The sequence below is a fragment of the Methanobrevibacter sp. genome, assembly GCF_045220775.1.
Classification (GTDB): domain Archaea; phylum Methanobacteriota; class Methanobacteria; order Methanobacteriales; family Methanobacteriaceae; genus Methanocatella.
This window is the reverse complement of sequence record NZ_JBGUWC010000078.1, coordinates 55537-70799: the sequence shown is the minus strand read 5'-3', so window position 1 is coordinate 70799 and position 15263 is coordinate 55537. Positions and strand designations below refer to the sequence as shown.

Annotated in this window: 17 protein-coding genes; 11 read left to right on the top strand and 6 right to left on the bottom strand. The window is 35.5% G+C overall.

Annotation, left to right across the window (positions count from 1 at the left end; all coding sequences use genetic code 11):
* Positions 1 to 11: 11 nt before the first annotated feature.
* Complete coding sequence (locus ACJROP_RS04930) at positions 12 to 1517, bottom strand: ATPase (RefSeq protein ID WP_406534371.1); 1506 nt, start codon at positions 1515 to 1517, stop codon at positions 12 to 14.
* Between the two features lie 256 nt (positions 1518 to 1773).
* On the opposite strand from ACJROP_RS04930, the gene ACJROP_RS04925 reads away from it, so the two are divergent.
* From ACJROP_RS04925 to ACJROP_RS04905, 5 genes are all read left to right on the top strand, one after another.
* On the top strand, positions 1774 to 3009 hold the full coding sequence (locus ACJROP_RS04925; protein WP_406534370.1) for an LL-diaminopimelate aminotransferase: 1236 nt from the start codon (positions 1774 to 1776) through the stop codon (positions 3007 to 3009).
* Positions 3010 to 3018: 9 nt separating this feature from the next.
* Complete coding sequence (locus tag ACJROP_RS04920; RefSeq protein WP_406534369.1) at positions 3019 to 3708, top strand: DUF6882 domain-containing protein; 690 nt, start codon at positions 3019 to 3021, stop codon at positions 3706 to 3708.
* A gap of 7 nt (positions 3709 to 3715) precedes the next feature.
* Entirely contained in the window at positions 3716 to 4300 is a 585-nt protein-coding gene (locus ACJROP_RS04915; RefSeq protein ID WP_406534368.1) for a DUF6891 domain-containing protein, read from the top strand.
* 8 nt (positions 4301 to 4308) lie between these two features.
* On the top strand, positions 4309 to 4902 hold the full coding sequence (locus ACJROP_RS04910) for a hypothetical protein (RefSeq protein WP_406534367.1): 594 nt from the start codon (positions 4309 to 4311) through the stop codon (positions 4900 to 4902).
* A 137-nt stretch (positions 4903 to 5039) separates the two neighbouring features.
* Positions 5040 to 6059: an adenylosuccinate synthetase gene (locus ACJROP_RS04905; RefSeq protein WP_406534366.1), complete on the top strand. Its 1020-nt coding sequence runs from the start codon at positions 5040 to 5042 to the stop codon at positions 6057 to 6059.
* Between the two features lie 31 nt (positions 6060 to 6090).
* Here ACJROP_RS04905 and ACJROP_RS04900 read toward each other — a convergent pair whose 3' ends face one another.
* The gene (locus ACJROP_RS04900; RefSeq protein ID WP_406534365.1) at positions 6091 to 6645 is read right to left on the bottom strand and encodes a hypothetical protein; all 555 of its coding nucleotides are present in this window, start codon (positions 6643 to 6645) and stop codon (positions 6091 to 6093) included.
* A gap of 171 nt (positions 6646 to 6816) precedes the next feature.
* Between ACJROP_RS04900 and ACJROP_RS04895 the strand changes: the two genes are divergently transcribed.
* Genes ACJROP_RS04895 through fdhD form a run of 4 tightly spaced genes read left to right on the top strand, consistent with a single transcriptional unit; the run spans position 6817 to position 11258 of the window.
* The gene (locus ACJROP_RS04895; RefSeq protein ID WP_406534364.1) at positions 6817 to 7614 is read left to right on the top strand and encodes a class II glutamine amidotransferase; all 798 of its coding nucleotides are present in this window, start codon (positions 6817 to 6819) and stop codon (positions 7612 to 7614) included.
* Positions 7607 to 8998: a hypothetical protein gene (locus tag ACJROP_RS04890; RefSeq protein WP_406534363.1), complete on the top strand. Its 1392-nt coding sequence runs from the start codon at positions 7607 to 7609 to the stop codon at positions 8996 to 8998. Before ACJROP_RS04895 ends, ACJROP_RS04890 begins: the two co-directional genes overlap by 8 nt.
* 23 nt (positions 8999 to 9021) lie before the next feature.
* Positions 9022 to 10410 carry a glutamate--cysteine ligase gene (locus ACJROP_RS04885; protein ID WP_406534362.1) on the top strand — a complete coding sequence of 463 codons (1389 nt, stop codon included), beginning with the start codon at positions 9022 to 9024 and terminating at the stop codon, positions 10408 to 10410.
* A 17-nt stretch (positions 10411 to 10427) separates the two neighbouring features.
* Entirely contained in the window at positions 10428 to 11258 is an 831-nt protein-coding gene (gene fdhD, locus ACJROP_RS04880; RefSeq protein WP_406534361.1) for a formate dehydrogenase accessory sulfurtransferase FdhD, read from the top strand.
* 5 nt (positions 11259 to 11263) lie between these two features.
* On the opposite strand, the gene ACJROP_RS04875 is transcribed toward fdhD, so the two are convergent.
* Both ACJROP_RS04875 and larE read right to left on the bottom strand, forming a co-directional pair.
* A complete protein-coding gene (locus tag ACJROP_RS04875) occupies positions 11264 to 12019 on the bottom strand; it encodes a HesA/MoeB/ThiF family protein (protein ID WP_406534360.1) in 756 nt (251 codons plus the stop codon).
* A gap of 4 nt (positions 12020 to 12023) precedes the next feature.
* Positions 12024 to 13034: an ATP-dependent sacrificial sulfur transferase LarE gene (larE, locus tag ACJROP_RS04870; protein ID WP_406534359.1), complete on the bottom strand. Its 1011-nt coding sequence runs from the start codon at positions 13032 to 13034 to the stop codon at positions 12024 to 12026.
* Between the two features lie 381 nt (positions 13035 to 13415).
* Here larE and ACJROP_RS04865 point away from each other — a divergent pair, with 381 nt between their 5' ends.
* Positions 13416 to 13616, top strand: a complete 201-nt coding sequence (locus tag ACJROP_RS04865; protein ID WP_406534358.1) for a MoaD/ThiS family protein — start codon at positions 13416 to 13418, stop codon at positions 13614 to 13616.
* A 1-nt stretch (position 13617) separates the two neighbouring features.
* Here ACJROP_RS04865 and ACJROP_RS04860 read toward each other — a convergent pair whose 3' ends face one another.
* Entirely contained in the window at positions 13618 to 14028 is a 411-nt protein-coding gene (locus ACJROP_RS04860; protein WP_406534357.1) for a class I SAM-dependent methyltransferase, read from the bottom strand.
* Entirely contained in the window at positions 13941 to 14231 is a 291-nt protein-coding gene (locus ACJROP_RS04855; protein ID WP_406534356.1) for a hypothetical protein, read from the bottom strand. Before ACJROP_RS04855 ends, ACJROP_RS04860 begins: the two co-directional genes overlap by 88 nt.
* A gap of 50 nt (positions 14232 to 14281) precedes the next feature.
* Between ACJROP_RS04855 and ACJROP_RS04850 the strand changes: the two genes are divergently transcribed.
* Entirely contained in the window at positions 14282 to 15217 is a 936-nt protein-coding gene (locus tag ACJROP_RS04850; RefSeq protein ID WP_406534355.1) for an ABC transporter substrate-binding protein, read from the top strand.
* Positions 15218 to 15263: the final 46 nt, after the last annotated feature.

Below are 15263 nucleotides of genomic sequence, written 5' to 3'. Positions count from 1 at the left end.
AAAAAAGATATTTAATATACCTTTTTCACATCTTCTGGTTTGATTTTAATGTTTTGGCGTCTGTACCTGACGGAGATGTCATCGCCATGTATGCCATAGACTTGGCTTGAATAGGTTTCACCTAAGTGATTGAAGATAATTTCATCTCCTTTTTTAAGCACATATTCAGCATTTCCAATGGTTATTTTAATGTTGTCCCTGGCAGGTTTTCCTTTGATGGATCCTGCTTTCGGTTGTGCAAGTTCAGGTTCAGGTGAGTTTTTAGCCATATTGAAAACTCTGCGTGTATTTTCCTGCCTTAACCTTTGGTCGTAGTTGTCATGCATGTTTTCATAATCGATATGGGTCTCGTTGATGATAGGCTCATACTCATCATATCTGTTTACCTTTCTGATGTAGCTTTCATCATCGCTTGGGGTTTGTTCAGTTTCAGGAATCAATTTCTCTTTGACATCCTGGAAGATTTTAGAGCCGGTAATCTTATTGGTTATCTTGTCCAGATCTTTTCTGTAGTCCAAGTCCATGTTTTTGTCATCATTGAATAGGTCTGAATCATCAATAGGTGCTCCGAATTCATAATCTTTTCTTTCACCGACTTTGCTTGGGGTTTTGAGTGTTGGCTCTTTTATTTCTTCATTTGGAATGTCCAATTCATCATTATCAGCACTCAACAACACGTCAGTAATGTTTTTGTCTTCGGATATGCTTTCAATTTCTTCTTCTTTGCTTTCTTCGGAAGCGGATGTGATTACTTCTTCAATTTCCTTTTGTGAGGTTGTAGCAACTTCTTCTTTAGGAGCCTCTTCAACTTCTTCGGGAGCTTTTTCCACTTCTTCAGTAATTGCATCAGCAATTTCACTTGATGAATCGTCTTCTGTAATTATGTCTTCAATGGTTTCACTTTCAGAAATGACTTCTTCGATGAGAGGCTCTTCAACCTTGTTTTCTTTTCTTTGCTTTATGCTTTCTTTGATTTCGGCCAATTCGGCATCATCCTCTCTATCTATTTTTTGAGATTCTTTTTCTCTTTCATCGTCTTTTCTTTTAGATTCTTTGATCAATTCATCGATTGTAAATAAGTCTTTCAATTCGGTTTTATCTTCGTTATTCTGATTCATAATATCCATCTGGCTTTGTTTGATTGGTTCTTGGAATTTTTTAACTTCATTTCCATAATTAATGAGAACTTGATTTTCGGATTCATATTCATATCTTTTCATGTTTTCATATTCTTCCGGAACGATATATACATCATAATCTGGAGCTCTTTGAGGTCTGTTTCCATATAGTGATTTTGTATTTTGGGTTGTTTTTTGGGATAAGCTATGATTTTTAGTGCTTGAATTAATTCTTTCTTTTCCTTGTGATATCAGTCCATTAATGGCTTCACTGCTTGGAAGTATTGATCCTTCTTCATTTTCCAGTTCATTTCCTTGGTAATGTAGTTTTACAAGTAAAATAGCTATAATACCAATTATTGCAATAGTTATCCAAATTAAGATGGTTATTCCGTTCATTATTATCCCAACCCTTATTTTTTAATATATTATTATATATGTCATATTCAATGATTTAAATATTTTTATATATGAAACATTTATTTTGCATTTATGTTAATCCTGAAATTTCGTTTCATGCCTTAAATCAGACAATTTTTAAATTATTTTTCCTTAGAAAATATTAATTTTCGGTTAATTTTTCTTAAACAATCATTTTATATATGCTCTAAAATAAATTATAAATTAGATTAATAATTGTTTATGAGGATTAATCATGGTTGTTAAAATTAATGAAAACTATCTTAAATTAAAAAGCAGTTACCTTTTTGTTGAAGTAGCTAGAAGAGAAGCGGAATTTGTAAAAAATAATCCTGATGCAGACGTAATAAAAATGGGTATTGGGGATGTAACCAAACCATTGGTTCCTGCGGTTGTAAAAGCGTTTAGAGATGCAGTGGATGAAATGGGAGACGCAGAAACCTTCATGGGATATGGTCCGGAACAGGGTTACGATTTTTTAGCAGAAGCCATAATTAAAAATGACTATGAAAAATACGGAATTTCTCTTGATACTTCAGAGGTATTCATCAGCGACGGGGCAAAATGCGATACTGGTAACATTCAGGAAATATTCGGCATCGACAACAGGATTACAGTAACTGATCCTGTTTACACAGTTTATGTTGACACCAATGTAATGGCAGGCAGAACAGGTGAAATGGGCGATGACGGAATGTATGAAGGCTTGACATATCTCAAATGCAATGCGGAAAATGGATTCGTTCCGGAACTTCCGTCCGAACCTGTAGACATAATCTACCTATGCTACCCGAACAACCCGACCGGTACAACATTGACCAAAGATCAATTGAAAGTGTTTGTTGAATATGCAAAGGAAAACAAGGCAATCATTTTATTCGATGCAGCTTATGAAGTGTTCATAACAGAAGATGACGTTCCGCACAGCATTTATGAAATTGAAGGTGCAAAAGAAGTGGCTATTGAATTCAAGAGCTATTCAAAGACTGCAGGATTTACCGGAACACGTTGCGCATACACAGTCGTTCCTAAGGAATTGATAGGTTATGACAGCGAAGGCAACGAAGTTGAAATCAATCCGTTATGGAACAGAAGACAAACCACCAAGTTCAACGGTGCATCCTATCCGGTTCAAAGGGCTGCCGAAGCAACCTACTCCGAAGAAGGCCAAGCACAAATCAAAGAGGTTGTTGACTATTACATGGCAAACGCCAAGGTAATTCGTGAAAGCCTATCAGACATCGGCCTTGAAGTCTATGGTGGAGTAAGCTCCCCTTACATTTGGGTAAAGACCCCTAATGACATGGACTCCTGGGACTTCTTTGACTTATTGCTGAATGAGGCAAACGTCGTTGGAACTCCTGGTTCAGGATTCGGGCCGAGCGGTGAAGGATACTTGAGACTTACTGCATTCAACACTTTGGAAAATACCAAAGAGGCGATGGACAGAATTTCAAAATTAGAATTTTAGGTGTTGAAATTGAAAGTAATAGAAAAGGAAATTACAATCGAAGAAGGCGATTCATTTAAGATGGTATTGTCCAAATATGGTGCCTTAGGGTTTGACAAGCAGGAAAACCTTTCAGATTTAATTGGCGATACTAAAGGAGAGCTGGATCTTGAAAAAGGTTTTATAACTTTCGGTGACATCAGGATGCCGGTTCAGATTTTAGGATTCTATTCAGATGAATTGAACCAATGGTCATGGGCTTGGGACAATGAGGACATCTTCGGAAAAAACCTGATTCAGGCTTCCATCAAAATCAAGGCAGTTGGAGATGAATTCGGCATTACAGAGTTTGCAGCACCAATCATTCAATTGAATTATGATGCATGCCATTCCATAGCGATGACCGCAACTGCATTCCTAAACTACGATGCTTATTATGCCGTTTCAGAAGATGGATTGGATATTTTCGTAGCCGTCGAATCAGATGACATTAAGGAAGACAATTCCCTTTTAAGGTTCAGAAATACATTTTACAAGTTCCAGAAAAATTTCAGGATTTATCCTAAAATTGCCTTTGAAGCATATACTAAACTTAAGGGATACGGTTTCAAACCGCATGACGATTTTGCAGTGGCCAAGATTGGCGAAAGCAGAATCATTGTCGGATTTACCGAAAGGGGAAACATTACTCGTATCCTAATGTATGATGAAGAGGAATAGTGGGAAAATGAATCAGGATTTAGTGGAGGAAATTGAATACTTAAAAGATTTACTTGCTAAATCTGGGTTTTTTTCACATGATGAAATCATTGAAATACTTGAAGATCAGTTTATAGAGGAGGAAATTGATTTTTCAGGCTGTGAGATTCCATCAAATGACTTTTCAGGCGAAAACTTTTCCAAGTTGGAAAAGGCTTTTTCATCCTTGGCAGGTGAAAAAATCGTAGCTATTCACAATTGCGGATTTGACATCGAAGAGGGTGTGGCGGATGCATTCGAGCTGTTTGTCCATCTAAACAATAACAAGTTTCAAGCAGATGGGTTCTGCTTTTACACATTTGAGGATGTTGAGGATGCGCTTTTCGACAATAAGCTTAAAATCACTTTCGGTGATTTTGAAAACAATGAGGATAAGGCATTGGAAATCGGCAAAACAGTTTCTAAATGCTTGAAGGAAGAGAATTTCAATATCGATTGGGACGAAACCATTAACAACCAGATTGAGATTAATCCATTCAAATGGGATAAGTCCTATGATGAAAATAAGGAATATGAAATAGAAGGAGCGTATGAAGTTTTTATTAAGAACTAGGTGTTAAAATGAATGTAAGGTCATTAAAATTAATTCGTGAGGTTATTATTAATTCAGGCAAATGGACTTCAATTGAAGTGTCTCAAGATTCAATCTACTTGCAGTTTAGGGATGTTGAGCTAGGCACCCCAAGGTCAGATGAAAGCTTTTCATTGGTTGTCCGATTTGCTGAAGATTCATTTTTCACAGTTTTTTATAAGAATATCTGGGACATCGACTTTCTATCAAGATATAATTACAAATATAATCTATTGAGTGAAGAGTTTGTTTTCAATGTTAAAAATCTCGAATTCATCGATTTTGAATATCTGAATAAATTCTTCTACGACTTTAAAAAGCAAAAATCCGTTTCCGTTTCAGACGAATTCGATATCCACAATATCAGAAATGACTTTTTCATGCTGTTTGAAACAGATGAAATCGCTGTTGTTGTAGGCGGAAACCAGATGGATTTCTTCTCTCCATTTGAAAGGTTGGATGACGCATCACTTAGGGAGCTTTCAAACCAATGGATGCTTTATTTCCTAAAATATCATCTGAAAAGGAATATCATTAAAGACCCTATGTGTGAAAATCATCCTTTGATGTTCAAAAAGGATTGATTTTACTTTTTTTAATTTTTTTATTTTATATCTAATTTTGTTCAATTTTAGAAAACTATTTTATAGATAAATTATATAATAATAGTGGTATGAAAATTTTACTGATTTTCACTTATTAATTTTTAAGGAGTTATTAAATGACTTGTAGTATTTTAGTTGGAGGAGCATGGGGGGATGAAGGTAAAGGAAAATGTATTACCTACCTTTGTGACAATGATAAACCAGACATTATCGCTCGTGCAGGAGTCGGGCCAAATGCAGGCCATTCCGTTGAATTCAATGGAGAAAAATATGGTTTAAGACTTACCCCTTCAGGTTTTGTACATACAGGCGCTAAACTCATGATTGGAGCAGGAGTTTTAGTAAACCCGGATGTATTATTTAAAGAATTTGAAGACTTAAAGAAATATAACGTAAAGGAAAGAATGTGCGTTGATCCTAGATGCGCAATTATTAATGAAGACCACATGACCAGAGACAAGAACTCTGAACATTTGGCTAAAAAGATTGGAAGTACCGGATCAGGTTGCGGACCGGCAAACTCAGACAGAGTAATGAGAACCATTGATTTGGCTCGTGACATTCCAGAACTTGAAGAATACATCACTGATGTATCCCTTGCTTGCAATGAAGCTATCGACAATGGTGAAGAAGTATTCATTGAAGGATCACAAGGATTTGCCCTTTCCCTTTATTATGGAACCTATCCGTTTGTAACCAGTAAGGACACTACCGCATCAACCTTTGCCGCTGATGTAGGAGTAGGACCAACTAAAGTAGATGAAGTCATTGCAGTATTCAAATCATATATTTCACGTGTTGGTGAAGGTCCGTTCCCAACCGAAATGACTCAGGAAGAGGCTGAAAGCAAAGGCCTTGAAGAATACGGTGTCGTTACCGGAAGACGTAGAAGAATCGGTTACTTTGACATGGAGCTTGCAAAGGAATCCTGCAGAATCAATGGGGCAACCCAAATCGCTTTAACATGTGTTGATAAGTTGTTTGATTGTGCTCGCGTACAGGACTATGACGAGCTATCAGCCGAAACCAAAGCGTTCATTGAAAATATTCAAAATGAGACAGGTGTTCCTGTAACCATTATTTCAACTGGACCGGATTTAAAGGACACTATCGATTTAAGAAAAGAATTATTATAATTCTTTTTTTTACTCTTTTTGCAAAAAATAATTAATAGTTGCATTCGTCAAAATGCGCTTTCATTTTCAAGTAAAACTCTTCGCTTGTAAAGTCAAAATTAGTATTGAATGAGTTATAAGCCAGATTACAATCGTTTTCCAAATTGAATTTAAAATCAGGGTTTTTGTCAAATAGTTTTTCAAAGCAGATTTTTGAATGTTCGGGAAACGGCACTTCCTCAAAAGGAATCTTGTTCAATGTCATTTTCATGGCGCAGGACAATACTGTAAATTGAATGGCTGTTGCATATGCATCATAATACTCATCATAATCCAGATTCACTTCAAAATAAATCAGGAAGTTAATCATCGCATGTGAAACCCAAATCAGTGAATTAGGTTCAAATCTTTCCAATTGCAAATCTGTGAAGCTAAAGATTAGGTCTTCCATATCCTTATCATCATTGTCTTCACAATATTTTACAAACTCCTTAAATGAGTAGTTTGACAGGTATTTGATGTAGGCATCCTTTATTTCATCATCACAGGGATATTTGGAAATTCTTTTCAAATCCTTTCGTTTTAGTATTTTGGGATAAGTGAACATAGCAATCAATATTAATGAATTTAATTATTATATAAGTTCTTTTTCCCTATTCCTATATTAAAATTGTCATGAATTTAAATATGGTCATGTTAATGTTTATATAACATGAGTTATAAAACAATACTTATCACAATATAACAATTGTGATATTAAATGATAGGAGGGTAATGTATGTGTGAAATTTTTTGTTTTAATTCAAATACGCCAAAACAAATTAACAAGTGTCTTGAATGTTTTTACAATCACTCAGAAGAGCATCCGCACGGATGGGGATTGGCCACTATGCAATCCGATGAATTTGTTATAGATAAAGAGCCTGTAAAAGCAACATGTAGCCAACACTTGAAAGATATATTATCCCATCCTGTTGTTGGAAAAAACGTGTTCGCTCACATCAGATTGGCTACTGTGGGTGAAATCATATCTCCCAATTGCCACCCTTTCACAGAAGCTGATGACAATAACAGATCATGGATGTTGATACACAACGGAACCATATTCGATTATCCTAAACTCGATGAATACAAGGATAAGGAAAATGGGGATACTGATTCTGAGCGAATACTTTTATACATCATAGATAAGGTTAACGAGTTTGAGAGAAATAAAGGTGGCCTGTCCACCATAAAAGAGAGGTTTAATCTATTAAATGACATTATTGTTGACTTATCTAAAAATAATAAGGTTAATCTAATGATTTACGATGGCGACTTGACTTATATCCATTCGAATATGAGGGATTCGCTTTATTACTTGAAAAACGATGAAGGATTTTTGGTTGCTTCAACTCCACTAACGGATGATGAAGGTTGGAAACCTGTAGAATTAAATAAGCTATTCGGTCTGATTGATGGAAATATCATTTTTGAAAGTGAAGAGCATCAAAACGAGTTTATATTGACTGAAGAACATGAAAAAGCAATTGAAGATTTTTTAAAATCAATAAATCAGGTTGATAATAATGATTAGTGAAGAAACGGTGAGGAATAAATTATATGATGAATTCATAAAGCCAACGGAACAGAAGAAGAACTTTGTTGGTATTGAGATTGAAATTCCCATTATTAATCTTGATAAGACGGCAGTGGACTTTGGTGTTGTTCATAAGGTCACTGACAAGTTTCAAAAACAGTACTCAGATTTTAAGGAAGATGGCATTGACTATGATGGAAATGTCTTTTCTCTTAAAAACAACAATAATGATGACATATTCTGTTATGACTGTTCATACAATAATATCGAATTTGCGATGGGCAGGGAAAAGGATCTGTTTTCCATATACGACCGTTTTTGCGATTATTATGCATTTACAAAGGAATGCTTTGAGGAATTTAACCACACATTGACCGGAATGGGCATAAATCCATATAGAAAATATAACAAGAATCAGCCGATTCCGTCCGAGAGATATCTGATGCTTTATCATCATCTGAAATCTTTTAAGAACTACAGGAATGTTCCTATGCATTTTCATGATTATCCGGAATATGGAATGTTTTCATCCGCTTCACAGGTTCAGCTGGATGTATATAAGGATGAGCTGGTAAAGACAATCAATGTATTCTCAAAAATCGAACCTATAAAGGCATTGCTGTTCTCAAATTCAGTTCTGGTGGATGAAAACAAGCATGTAACCTGCTTTAGGGATGCTTTATGGGAATATTCAACACATGGAGTAAATCCTCACAACATTGGTATGTATGATGTTGACTTTAAAAATCTCGATGATTTGCAGGCATATCTGGAATCCTTAAATATCTATTGCGTAATGCGTGATGGGGCATACATCAACTTCCCGTCAATGAATCTGCTCGAATACTTTAAAAAGGATTATGTTTGCGGTGAAATATACAGCAATGGAGAGTACAGGGAAATTGAAATAAAGCCATGCATCAAGGACATCAAATATTTAAGGCCGTTCAAATTCATTAATCTGACATTCAGGGGAACAGTGGAATTCAGAAGCGTCTGCACTCAGCCGATTAGGGACTCAATGTCTGTTGCAGCATTCCATTTAGGCCTTAAGGAGAAATTGGACGAGCTTGAAGAGTTAATTAATAATGATAATGTAATATATCACAAGGGGTACACTGCAGGGGAACTCAGAAAACTGCTGATACAGGATGAACTTCCAGCATTTATTGATAAAAATGATTTATGTAAATTAACAAAGGATGTTGTTGATTTAGCAGACAGAGGACTAAAAGAAAGAGGCATTGGTGAAGAGATTTTCTTGAATCCGTTATATGAGCGCATTAAACAGCACACTAATCCTGGAAAGGACATTATCACATCAATGCATAACGGTGCTGAATTGGAAGAATTAATTAGAGATTATGGTAAATTAGATTAGATTCATAATTTTTGGGAGGAGAAATGAATTTATTAAACGTATCAAAGTTATCTGTAGATGAAATCTTGGCTGGTTCGTTTGGGATAGAATGGGAAAGCTTAAGGGCAAAAGGTGATGGAAAGCTATCATTAACCCCTCATCCGGAGGTATTTGGTGATAAGCTAACAAATCCTGTTGTAACCACGGATTTTTCAGAAAGCCAAATCGAAATAATCACACCGACTTTCGATTCGATTGACAAGGCATTTGACAATTTTTCATTGTTATCTGACATTGTCAATGCATCACTGCCTGAAGATGAATATCTGTGGTTTCAATCAATTCCATGTATTTTGCCTTATTGGGACCAGATTCCAATTGCCCAATATTCCGAAGAGGGAATATCTTCTCAAAAATACCGTGAAGATCTGGCAAAAAAATACGGTGTCAAAAAGCAGATGATTTCAGGAGTTCACTTTAATTTTTCATTTTCAGATGATTTATTAAACAAATTATATGGCATGGAAGGCTCTGATCTAACTTTTAAGGAGTTTAAGGATAACGTTTATTTGAAGATAGCTAGAAACTACCTAAGATACTGCTGGCTGATTATATATCTGACCGGCTGTTCAATAGGTTCACATAAGACATTCTCTAATGATTGTTTGCATCTGATGGATGAGCAGGACGATTACGGAAGTTTCTACTCAACAAAAGGTCCATCATTTAGAAACGCTTCATGCGGATATAAGAACTTAAAGGAGCTATATCCATCTTACGACTCAGTGAAGGAATTTGTTAGTGACATTAACAAATTCATCGATGAGGGGGATTTGTCCGAGGCAAAAGAGCTATACACTCAGATTAGATTAAAGCCAAAGAACCCTCAAGACTTGTTGAATTCTTTAGAAAATGATGGAATTGAATATATTGAGATAAGGACTTTGGATATCAATCCATTTTATAAATGTGGACTTGTAATGCATGACATGAAATTCCTGCATCTGTTTTTGATATATATGTTCATTAAGGATGAGTCCGATTATGAGGATTGGCAAAAGGAAGCCAAATATAATGAAGAGGCAACTGCTGAATCTGCTTATGTCGAATCAATGAGATTGCTTAGGGATGGCGAGGAAGTAACCCTTAAAAGCTGGGCAGCAGATATCATCAATGAAATGCATGGCATGTGTGAAGTGCTGGGCATAGATGAAGACCGCACTCTAAGTCTAATGCTTAATCGTATTTCAAATCCTGATTTGACATATGGAAAAAGGCTTCTGAAACTGATTAAGGAACATGGATACATTAACACTCATGTTGAATTGTCAAAAAATAACAAGCAAACAAGCATTAATAGTCTGAAGAATGCCGATCCGGAAGAGTGTGATGAATTGAAGAAATATCTAAACATTGCATTGGTCGGCAAATAGTATGTTAAGGTGATTTTATGGAGTTCATAAGACAAACTGATGTTATTCAATGGAAAGATGGAGGCTATGAAACAATTAAGGAAAACAGCGTTGATGATGAATACACTTATTTGTTCATTGATTATTTGCCTCCCCGTAAGTTTTCAACATATCCTAAGGATTTAAAGGACTTTGCTATAGGATATTGTTTAGGGGAAGGGTTGATTAAAGACTATTCTGACATCAACTCCATTGAACTTGATGGAACCAATGTTCTGGTCTCTACAAAGCTTACTCATGACCCTGAAGAGGATTTGGAACAGGAAGGTATTGTTCAGGAGAGAAAGGGCAATTGCGAGCATGCCTGTGTGTGCAGACTGCTAGAATATCAGGGGGTAAATTCCGATAATGCCGGTGGAATCAGATCCGAGCTAAAAACAATCGAACCAAACACATCAGATTTAAGGATTGATGCAACTCAAATTATCAAGGACATTCAACATTTGACCGATGAGGCTAAAATCTGGCAGAAAACAGGTGGGGTCCATGTCGCCCAATTGAAATATGAAGATAAGATTATCATTCGTGAGGACGTAAGCCGTCATGTTGCAGTTGATAAGGTAATTGGAGCGGCTTCAAAAGAGGGATATGATTTCTCAAAATGTTATATATCTTATAGTGGAAGAATGCCTGCGGACATGCTGATTAAGGTAATCAGGGTTGGAATTCCAATCATTATTTCAAATGCGGCACCGGCATCATCCGGTATTGATGTGGCTCGTGCAGGCAACATTACGATGGTTGGTTTTGTTCGGGATAATAGATTCACTGTTTTCACAGCTCCCGAACGCGTAAATTTGGAAAAATAGATGATTTATAGTTCATCTAATGAAAATGAACTTAAATCCAATAAATCAAATGTCAATATTTTTGGAGCAACGGTGACTTTGCCGACTCCAGTTATTATTTTATAAGCTTCAAATGCTTCAAGACATCCAATCAGGTTTGGAGTAGGTCCAATTACTGGTGGAACTCCGGATGTCACTCCTTTTAAAGCTTCAATTGTTTCTTCTGTTAATTCTTTACCTAATGATGGAAGATTAAACATCTCTTCATATGTCTTGTCGCTGTTTGGCAGGAATACTGTAATCTGTCCTAATGTTCCATGGATTGCTCCGTGAATGTATGGGATTCCTTTTTCTTTTGCAGTTCTTGAAACGATTACTCTTGTCAAAACATTATCTAATGCGTCAATGACGATATTTGAATCTCCGATTACTTTATCGATGTTTGTCTGATCCACATGTTCATTGAATGTAGTTACTTTAACGTAAGGGTTAATTAATCTGACCTTTTCTTTTGCTACTGCACTTTTATCAAGCCCTAAATCATTAATTGTGGCTAAAGTCTGTCTGTTTAGATTTGATAGGTCAAATGCATCTTTATCAACAAGGACAAGTTCTCCAATTCCCATTCTTGCAAGCATTTCTATGGTTTCACCACCGATTCCGCCACAGCCGATAACTGTGATTTTAGCATCTTTAAATCTTTCCTGTTCGCTTCTAGTTACTATACTCATTTGACGGGAAGCAATTTCCCAGTATCCATCACCTATGTATCTTGTTGGCATTTTTTCACCTAATATTTCTCCTTAGTTTTGGCAATACACCCATAAATGCATCTAGCGCATCTTCATAAGTTTCAAAATCATGACCTTTAATCAATCCATTTTCGAATATTTCTATATTTTCAACTTCAATTCTTTCATCATCACTGAAAACGGCATCTTTGATTTGATTTTTTGTATTTTCAATGTTTATTGTAAACGGAAGAGGGTATGAAAATGAACCGCCATTATACTCAATGACAATGTATTCATCATCATCGATTTGTGATAAATTTAGTGCAATCTTTTTGAATCCTTTGCTTTTTAATTCATCGTTGATGTTAATAAATTTATCTTTACTCAATAATTCATTTATGTTGTCCACTTCAATAATACCAAGTTCCCCTAAATCTCTAACTTTGACAATTTCGCAATTGGTGTTTGCTAGAATATAATCTTCGCAATAGCTTATCCTCTTGATTTTCTCATGAGTCGTTTGAGTATTTGTCGGAAGCCTTGTTGCAAGACATGTTGTTGATCGGGAATATGGAATGCCATTGTCATTTAAGTATTTGTGTATTTCCTTTGAAGTTAGTTTCGCTTCAATGAATGGAGTTTTAAAGTCATTTTTGTAAGTTATCAGTATTCCAGGTCTGTCGTTTACCAAATCGCTGATGTTATTTCCATCACAAATAAAATCAAAACCATTTTTACCTGCAACCTCTTTGATTTTTGAATACATCAGGTTTCTGCAGGTATAACATCTTTTTGAATCGTTGCTTAGGAAGTATTCATCTTCATAAAAGTCAATGTTCACTATTTCATGTTTTATTCCAAAGGATTCTGCAATTCTTTTCGTATTTTCAACAAAACCTGTCGGAAGCAAATGGTTATCGATTGTAATTGCTAATGTGTCAGCTGCAACTTTTGAAGATAAATATGCTATTAATGTAGAATCAGCGCCGCCTGAAAAGCCAATGGCCACTTTTTTGTCTTTTAAGATATCTTCAACAATACTTATCTTATTTTCTAAGCTCATGTTATCCTCTTTTAAATAATTTAAGGCATCAAGTTGATGCCTTTTCACAGTTCATTTTAAGGAGTCTTTTCATAATCTACTTTAATATATATTTTTAGAGATTATAAAACAATTTATTTGAAAGATTTTTACCCGAGCTTAATGGAAAAATGTAAAATCCCTTCGAAATTTTATAATATAACAATAGTTATTTTTTTCCATTAATTATAATTGTGTAATATTTATATATAAATGTTTTGAAATTGGAATTTTTTGTAATTTCGTATTTGAACAGTTTTATATTATATTTGATATTATTTAGAAAAACTTATATTGTAATAAAATAATATAACAATTGTTAATATTTTGCTGAAATATTGAAGTTTAAGATGATGTGAAATTATGGAATATAAGTTAAAATTTAAAGACATAAATGAAACAAGAGATTTAAAAGAGAATTTTACAATAAGGAATTTATTGGATGAATTGGAATTGTCTGCCCAAACCATCGTTGCAAAGCAGAATGGCGAGTTGACAATCGAAGACAGTGTAATCAATGATGGCGATGAAATTAATTTAGTTCAGATTATTTATGGTGGTTAAGCTATTTTTCAGCGATAACCACTAATAAATAAGTTCCTTCCTTTTTAAAGATTTCTACACTTTTAAAACCAGCATCCAACAGATATCTTTCCAGTTCATCTCCTGTATAAACGTTTATTCCCTCATCAGGATTGATCCATTCTTTGTCTTCCGGATTTGTACCGTCGGTTCCCTGAGCTATCATGAACTGCCCGTTCGGTTTGACGATTCTCAGGACCTCCTTAAAGGTTTCAATTAAATCCGGCCAGAAGAATATTGTTGAAAATGCGCTGACGAGTTCATATGTTTCATCTTCAATGGGCATATCCGTAACGTCTGCTTGGATCAGTGTACATCTTCCCTCTTTAACAGCATTCTGATTTCTTTTGGTTGATTCGCTGATGGACACTTCCGAATAATCCAGTCCATCCACATTATTTTCAGTCGCTTTAAGGAATTTTTCAATGTTGACTCCACCGCCCAGCCAATATCAAGTATTCTATAGTCTTTTCCTATATTGATGCAGCCAAATGCGAATTCAGTGATGTTTTTATGGTCTTCATTCATTCTTTTGATGGTTTCAATACCCTCTTCGCCGTGAGGTTTCATGCACTGGTCAATTTTTTGAGCTACCATAATCAAAACCTTTAATAATTTTTTCTGTATATTTAATAATAGGTGATAAAATGGATAATAAAATTATCGCAATCATTATTGCAATCATAGCCATTGTTGCTGTTGGAGCATTCTTCCTAACAAGCAGTGGCGAAACCGTAACTATTGGATATCTGCCTTCCGATCACGATGCAGCGCTATTCGTTGCAGATGCTCAAGGACAATTTGCCTCTAACGGCATCAACACCAAATTGGTTCAGTTTAACAATGGTGGTGACCTGATGACCGCCATGGCCAGTGGAGATGTTGATGTCGGTTATGTAGGTATCACTCCTGTTTTGGCATCTATTCAAAAAGGGGTTCCTGTTAAAGTCATTTCCGCCGCTCAAACTGAAGGAAGCGGATTGGTCGTTGCTAAAAACTCAGGAATCAGTTCAGTTTCTGACCTTGCAGGAAAAACTATTGCAACTCCTGGTGAAGCTTCAATCCAATACATGCTGCTTCAATATTACTTGGAACAGAATGGAATGTCTTTAAATGATTTAAAAGTATCTTCAATGAAAGTCCCTTCAATGAATGATGCGCTCAAGACAAATAAGATTGATGGAATGATAACCTTTGAGCCTTATGTCACTATCGCTGAGAAAAACGGTGCTACAGTGCTTGCAGGTTCACAGGACATTTTGCCAAATCATCCATGTTGTGTTGTAGTTGCATCAGATAAGTTCCTGGAAGAACATCCTAATGAAACCAATACCATTTTGGAAATTCATGAAAACGCTACAGAATTCATCAACAGCAATCCTGATGAAGCAGCTTCAATGATTCCATCAGATATAGTTTCCGATGTTGAAGTTGAAAAAGTAGCTATTTCCAGTTTCCCGTTCATTTCAGGACTTGATGACAGTTACAAACAGGATGTAATGGACTTCATGAACCTGGAAGTTGATTTGGGTGTCTTGAAAAATCCTATTTCTGAAGAGGATATCTTTTGGGAAGGTAGTTAATTAACTGCCTCCATCTTATTTTTTTTTTACAAAATGTTTATATACT

Coding starts and splice junctions, on each gene's coding strand:
- ACJROP_RS04930 (WP_406534371.1), bottom strand. CDS start 1,517: ATGAACGGAATAACCATCTTAATTTGGATAACTATTGCAATAATTGGT.
- ACJROP_RS04925 (WP_406534370.1), top strand. CDS start 1,774: ATGGTTGTTAAAATTAATGAAAACTATCTTAAATTAAAAAGCAGTTAC.
- ACJROP_RS04915 (WP_406534368.1), top strand. CDS start 3,716: ATGAATCAGGATTTAGTGGAGGAAATTGAATACTTAAAAGATTTACTT.
- ACJROP_RS04910 (WP_406534367.1), top strand. CDS start 4,309: ATGAATGTAAGGTCATTAAAATTAATTCGTGAGGTTATTATTAATTCA.
- ACJROP_RS04905 (WP_406534366.1), top strand. CDS start 5,040: ATGACTTGTAGTATTTTAGTTGGAGGAGCATGGGGGGATGAAGGTAAA.
- ACJROP_RS04900 (WP_406534365.1), bottom strand. CDS start 6,645: ATGTTCACTTATCCCAAAATACTAAAACGAAAGGATTTGAAAAGAATT.
- ACJROP_RS04895 (WP_406534364.1), top strand. CDS start 6,817: ATGTGTGAAATTTTTTGTTTTAATTCAAATACGCCAAAACAAATTAAC.
- ACJROP_RS04890 (WP_406534363.1), top strand. CDS start 7,607: ATGATTAGTGAAGAAACGGTGAGGAATAAATTATATGATGAATTCATA.
- ACJROP_RS04885 (WP_406534362.1), top strand. CDS start 9,022: ATGAATTTATTAAACGTATCAAAGTTATCTGTAGATGAAATCTTGGCT.
- fdhD (WP_406534361.1), top strand. CDS start 10,428: ATGGAGTTCATAAGACAAACTGATGTTATTCAATGGAAAGATGGAGGC.
- ACJROP_RS04875 (WP_406534360.1), bottom strand. CDS start 12,019: ATGCCAACAAGATACATAGGTGATGGATACTGGGAAATTGCTTCCCGT.
- larE (WP_406534359.1), bottom strand. CDS start 13,034: ATGAGCTTAGAAAATAAGATAAGTATTGTTGAAGATATCTTAAAAGAC.
- ACJROP_RS04865 (WP_406534358.1), top strand. CDS start 13,416: ATGGAATATAAGTTAAAATTTAAAGACATAAATGAAACAAGAGATTTA.
- ACJROP_RS04855 (WP_406534356.1), bottom strand. CDS start 14,231: ATGGTAGCTCAAAAAATTGACCAGTGCATGAAACCTCACGGCGAAGAG.
- ACJROP_RS04850 (WP_406534355.1), top strand. CDS start 14,282: ATGGATAATAAAATTATCGCAATCATTATTGCAATCATAGCCATTGTT.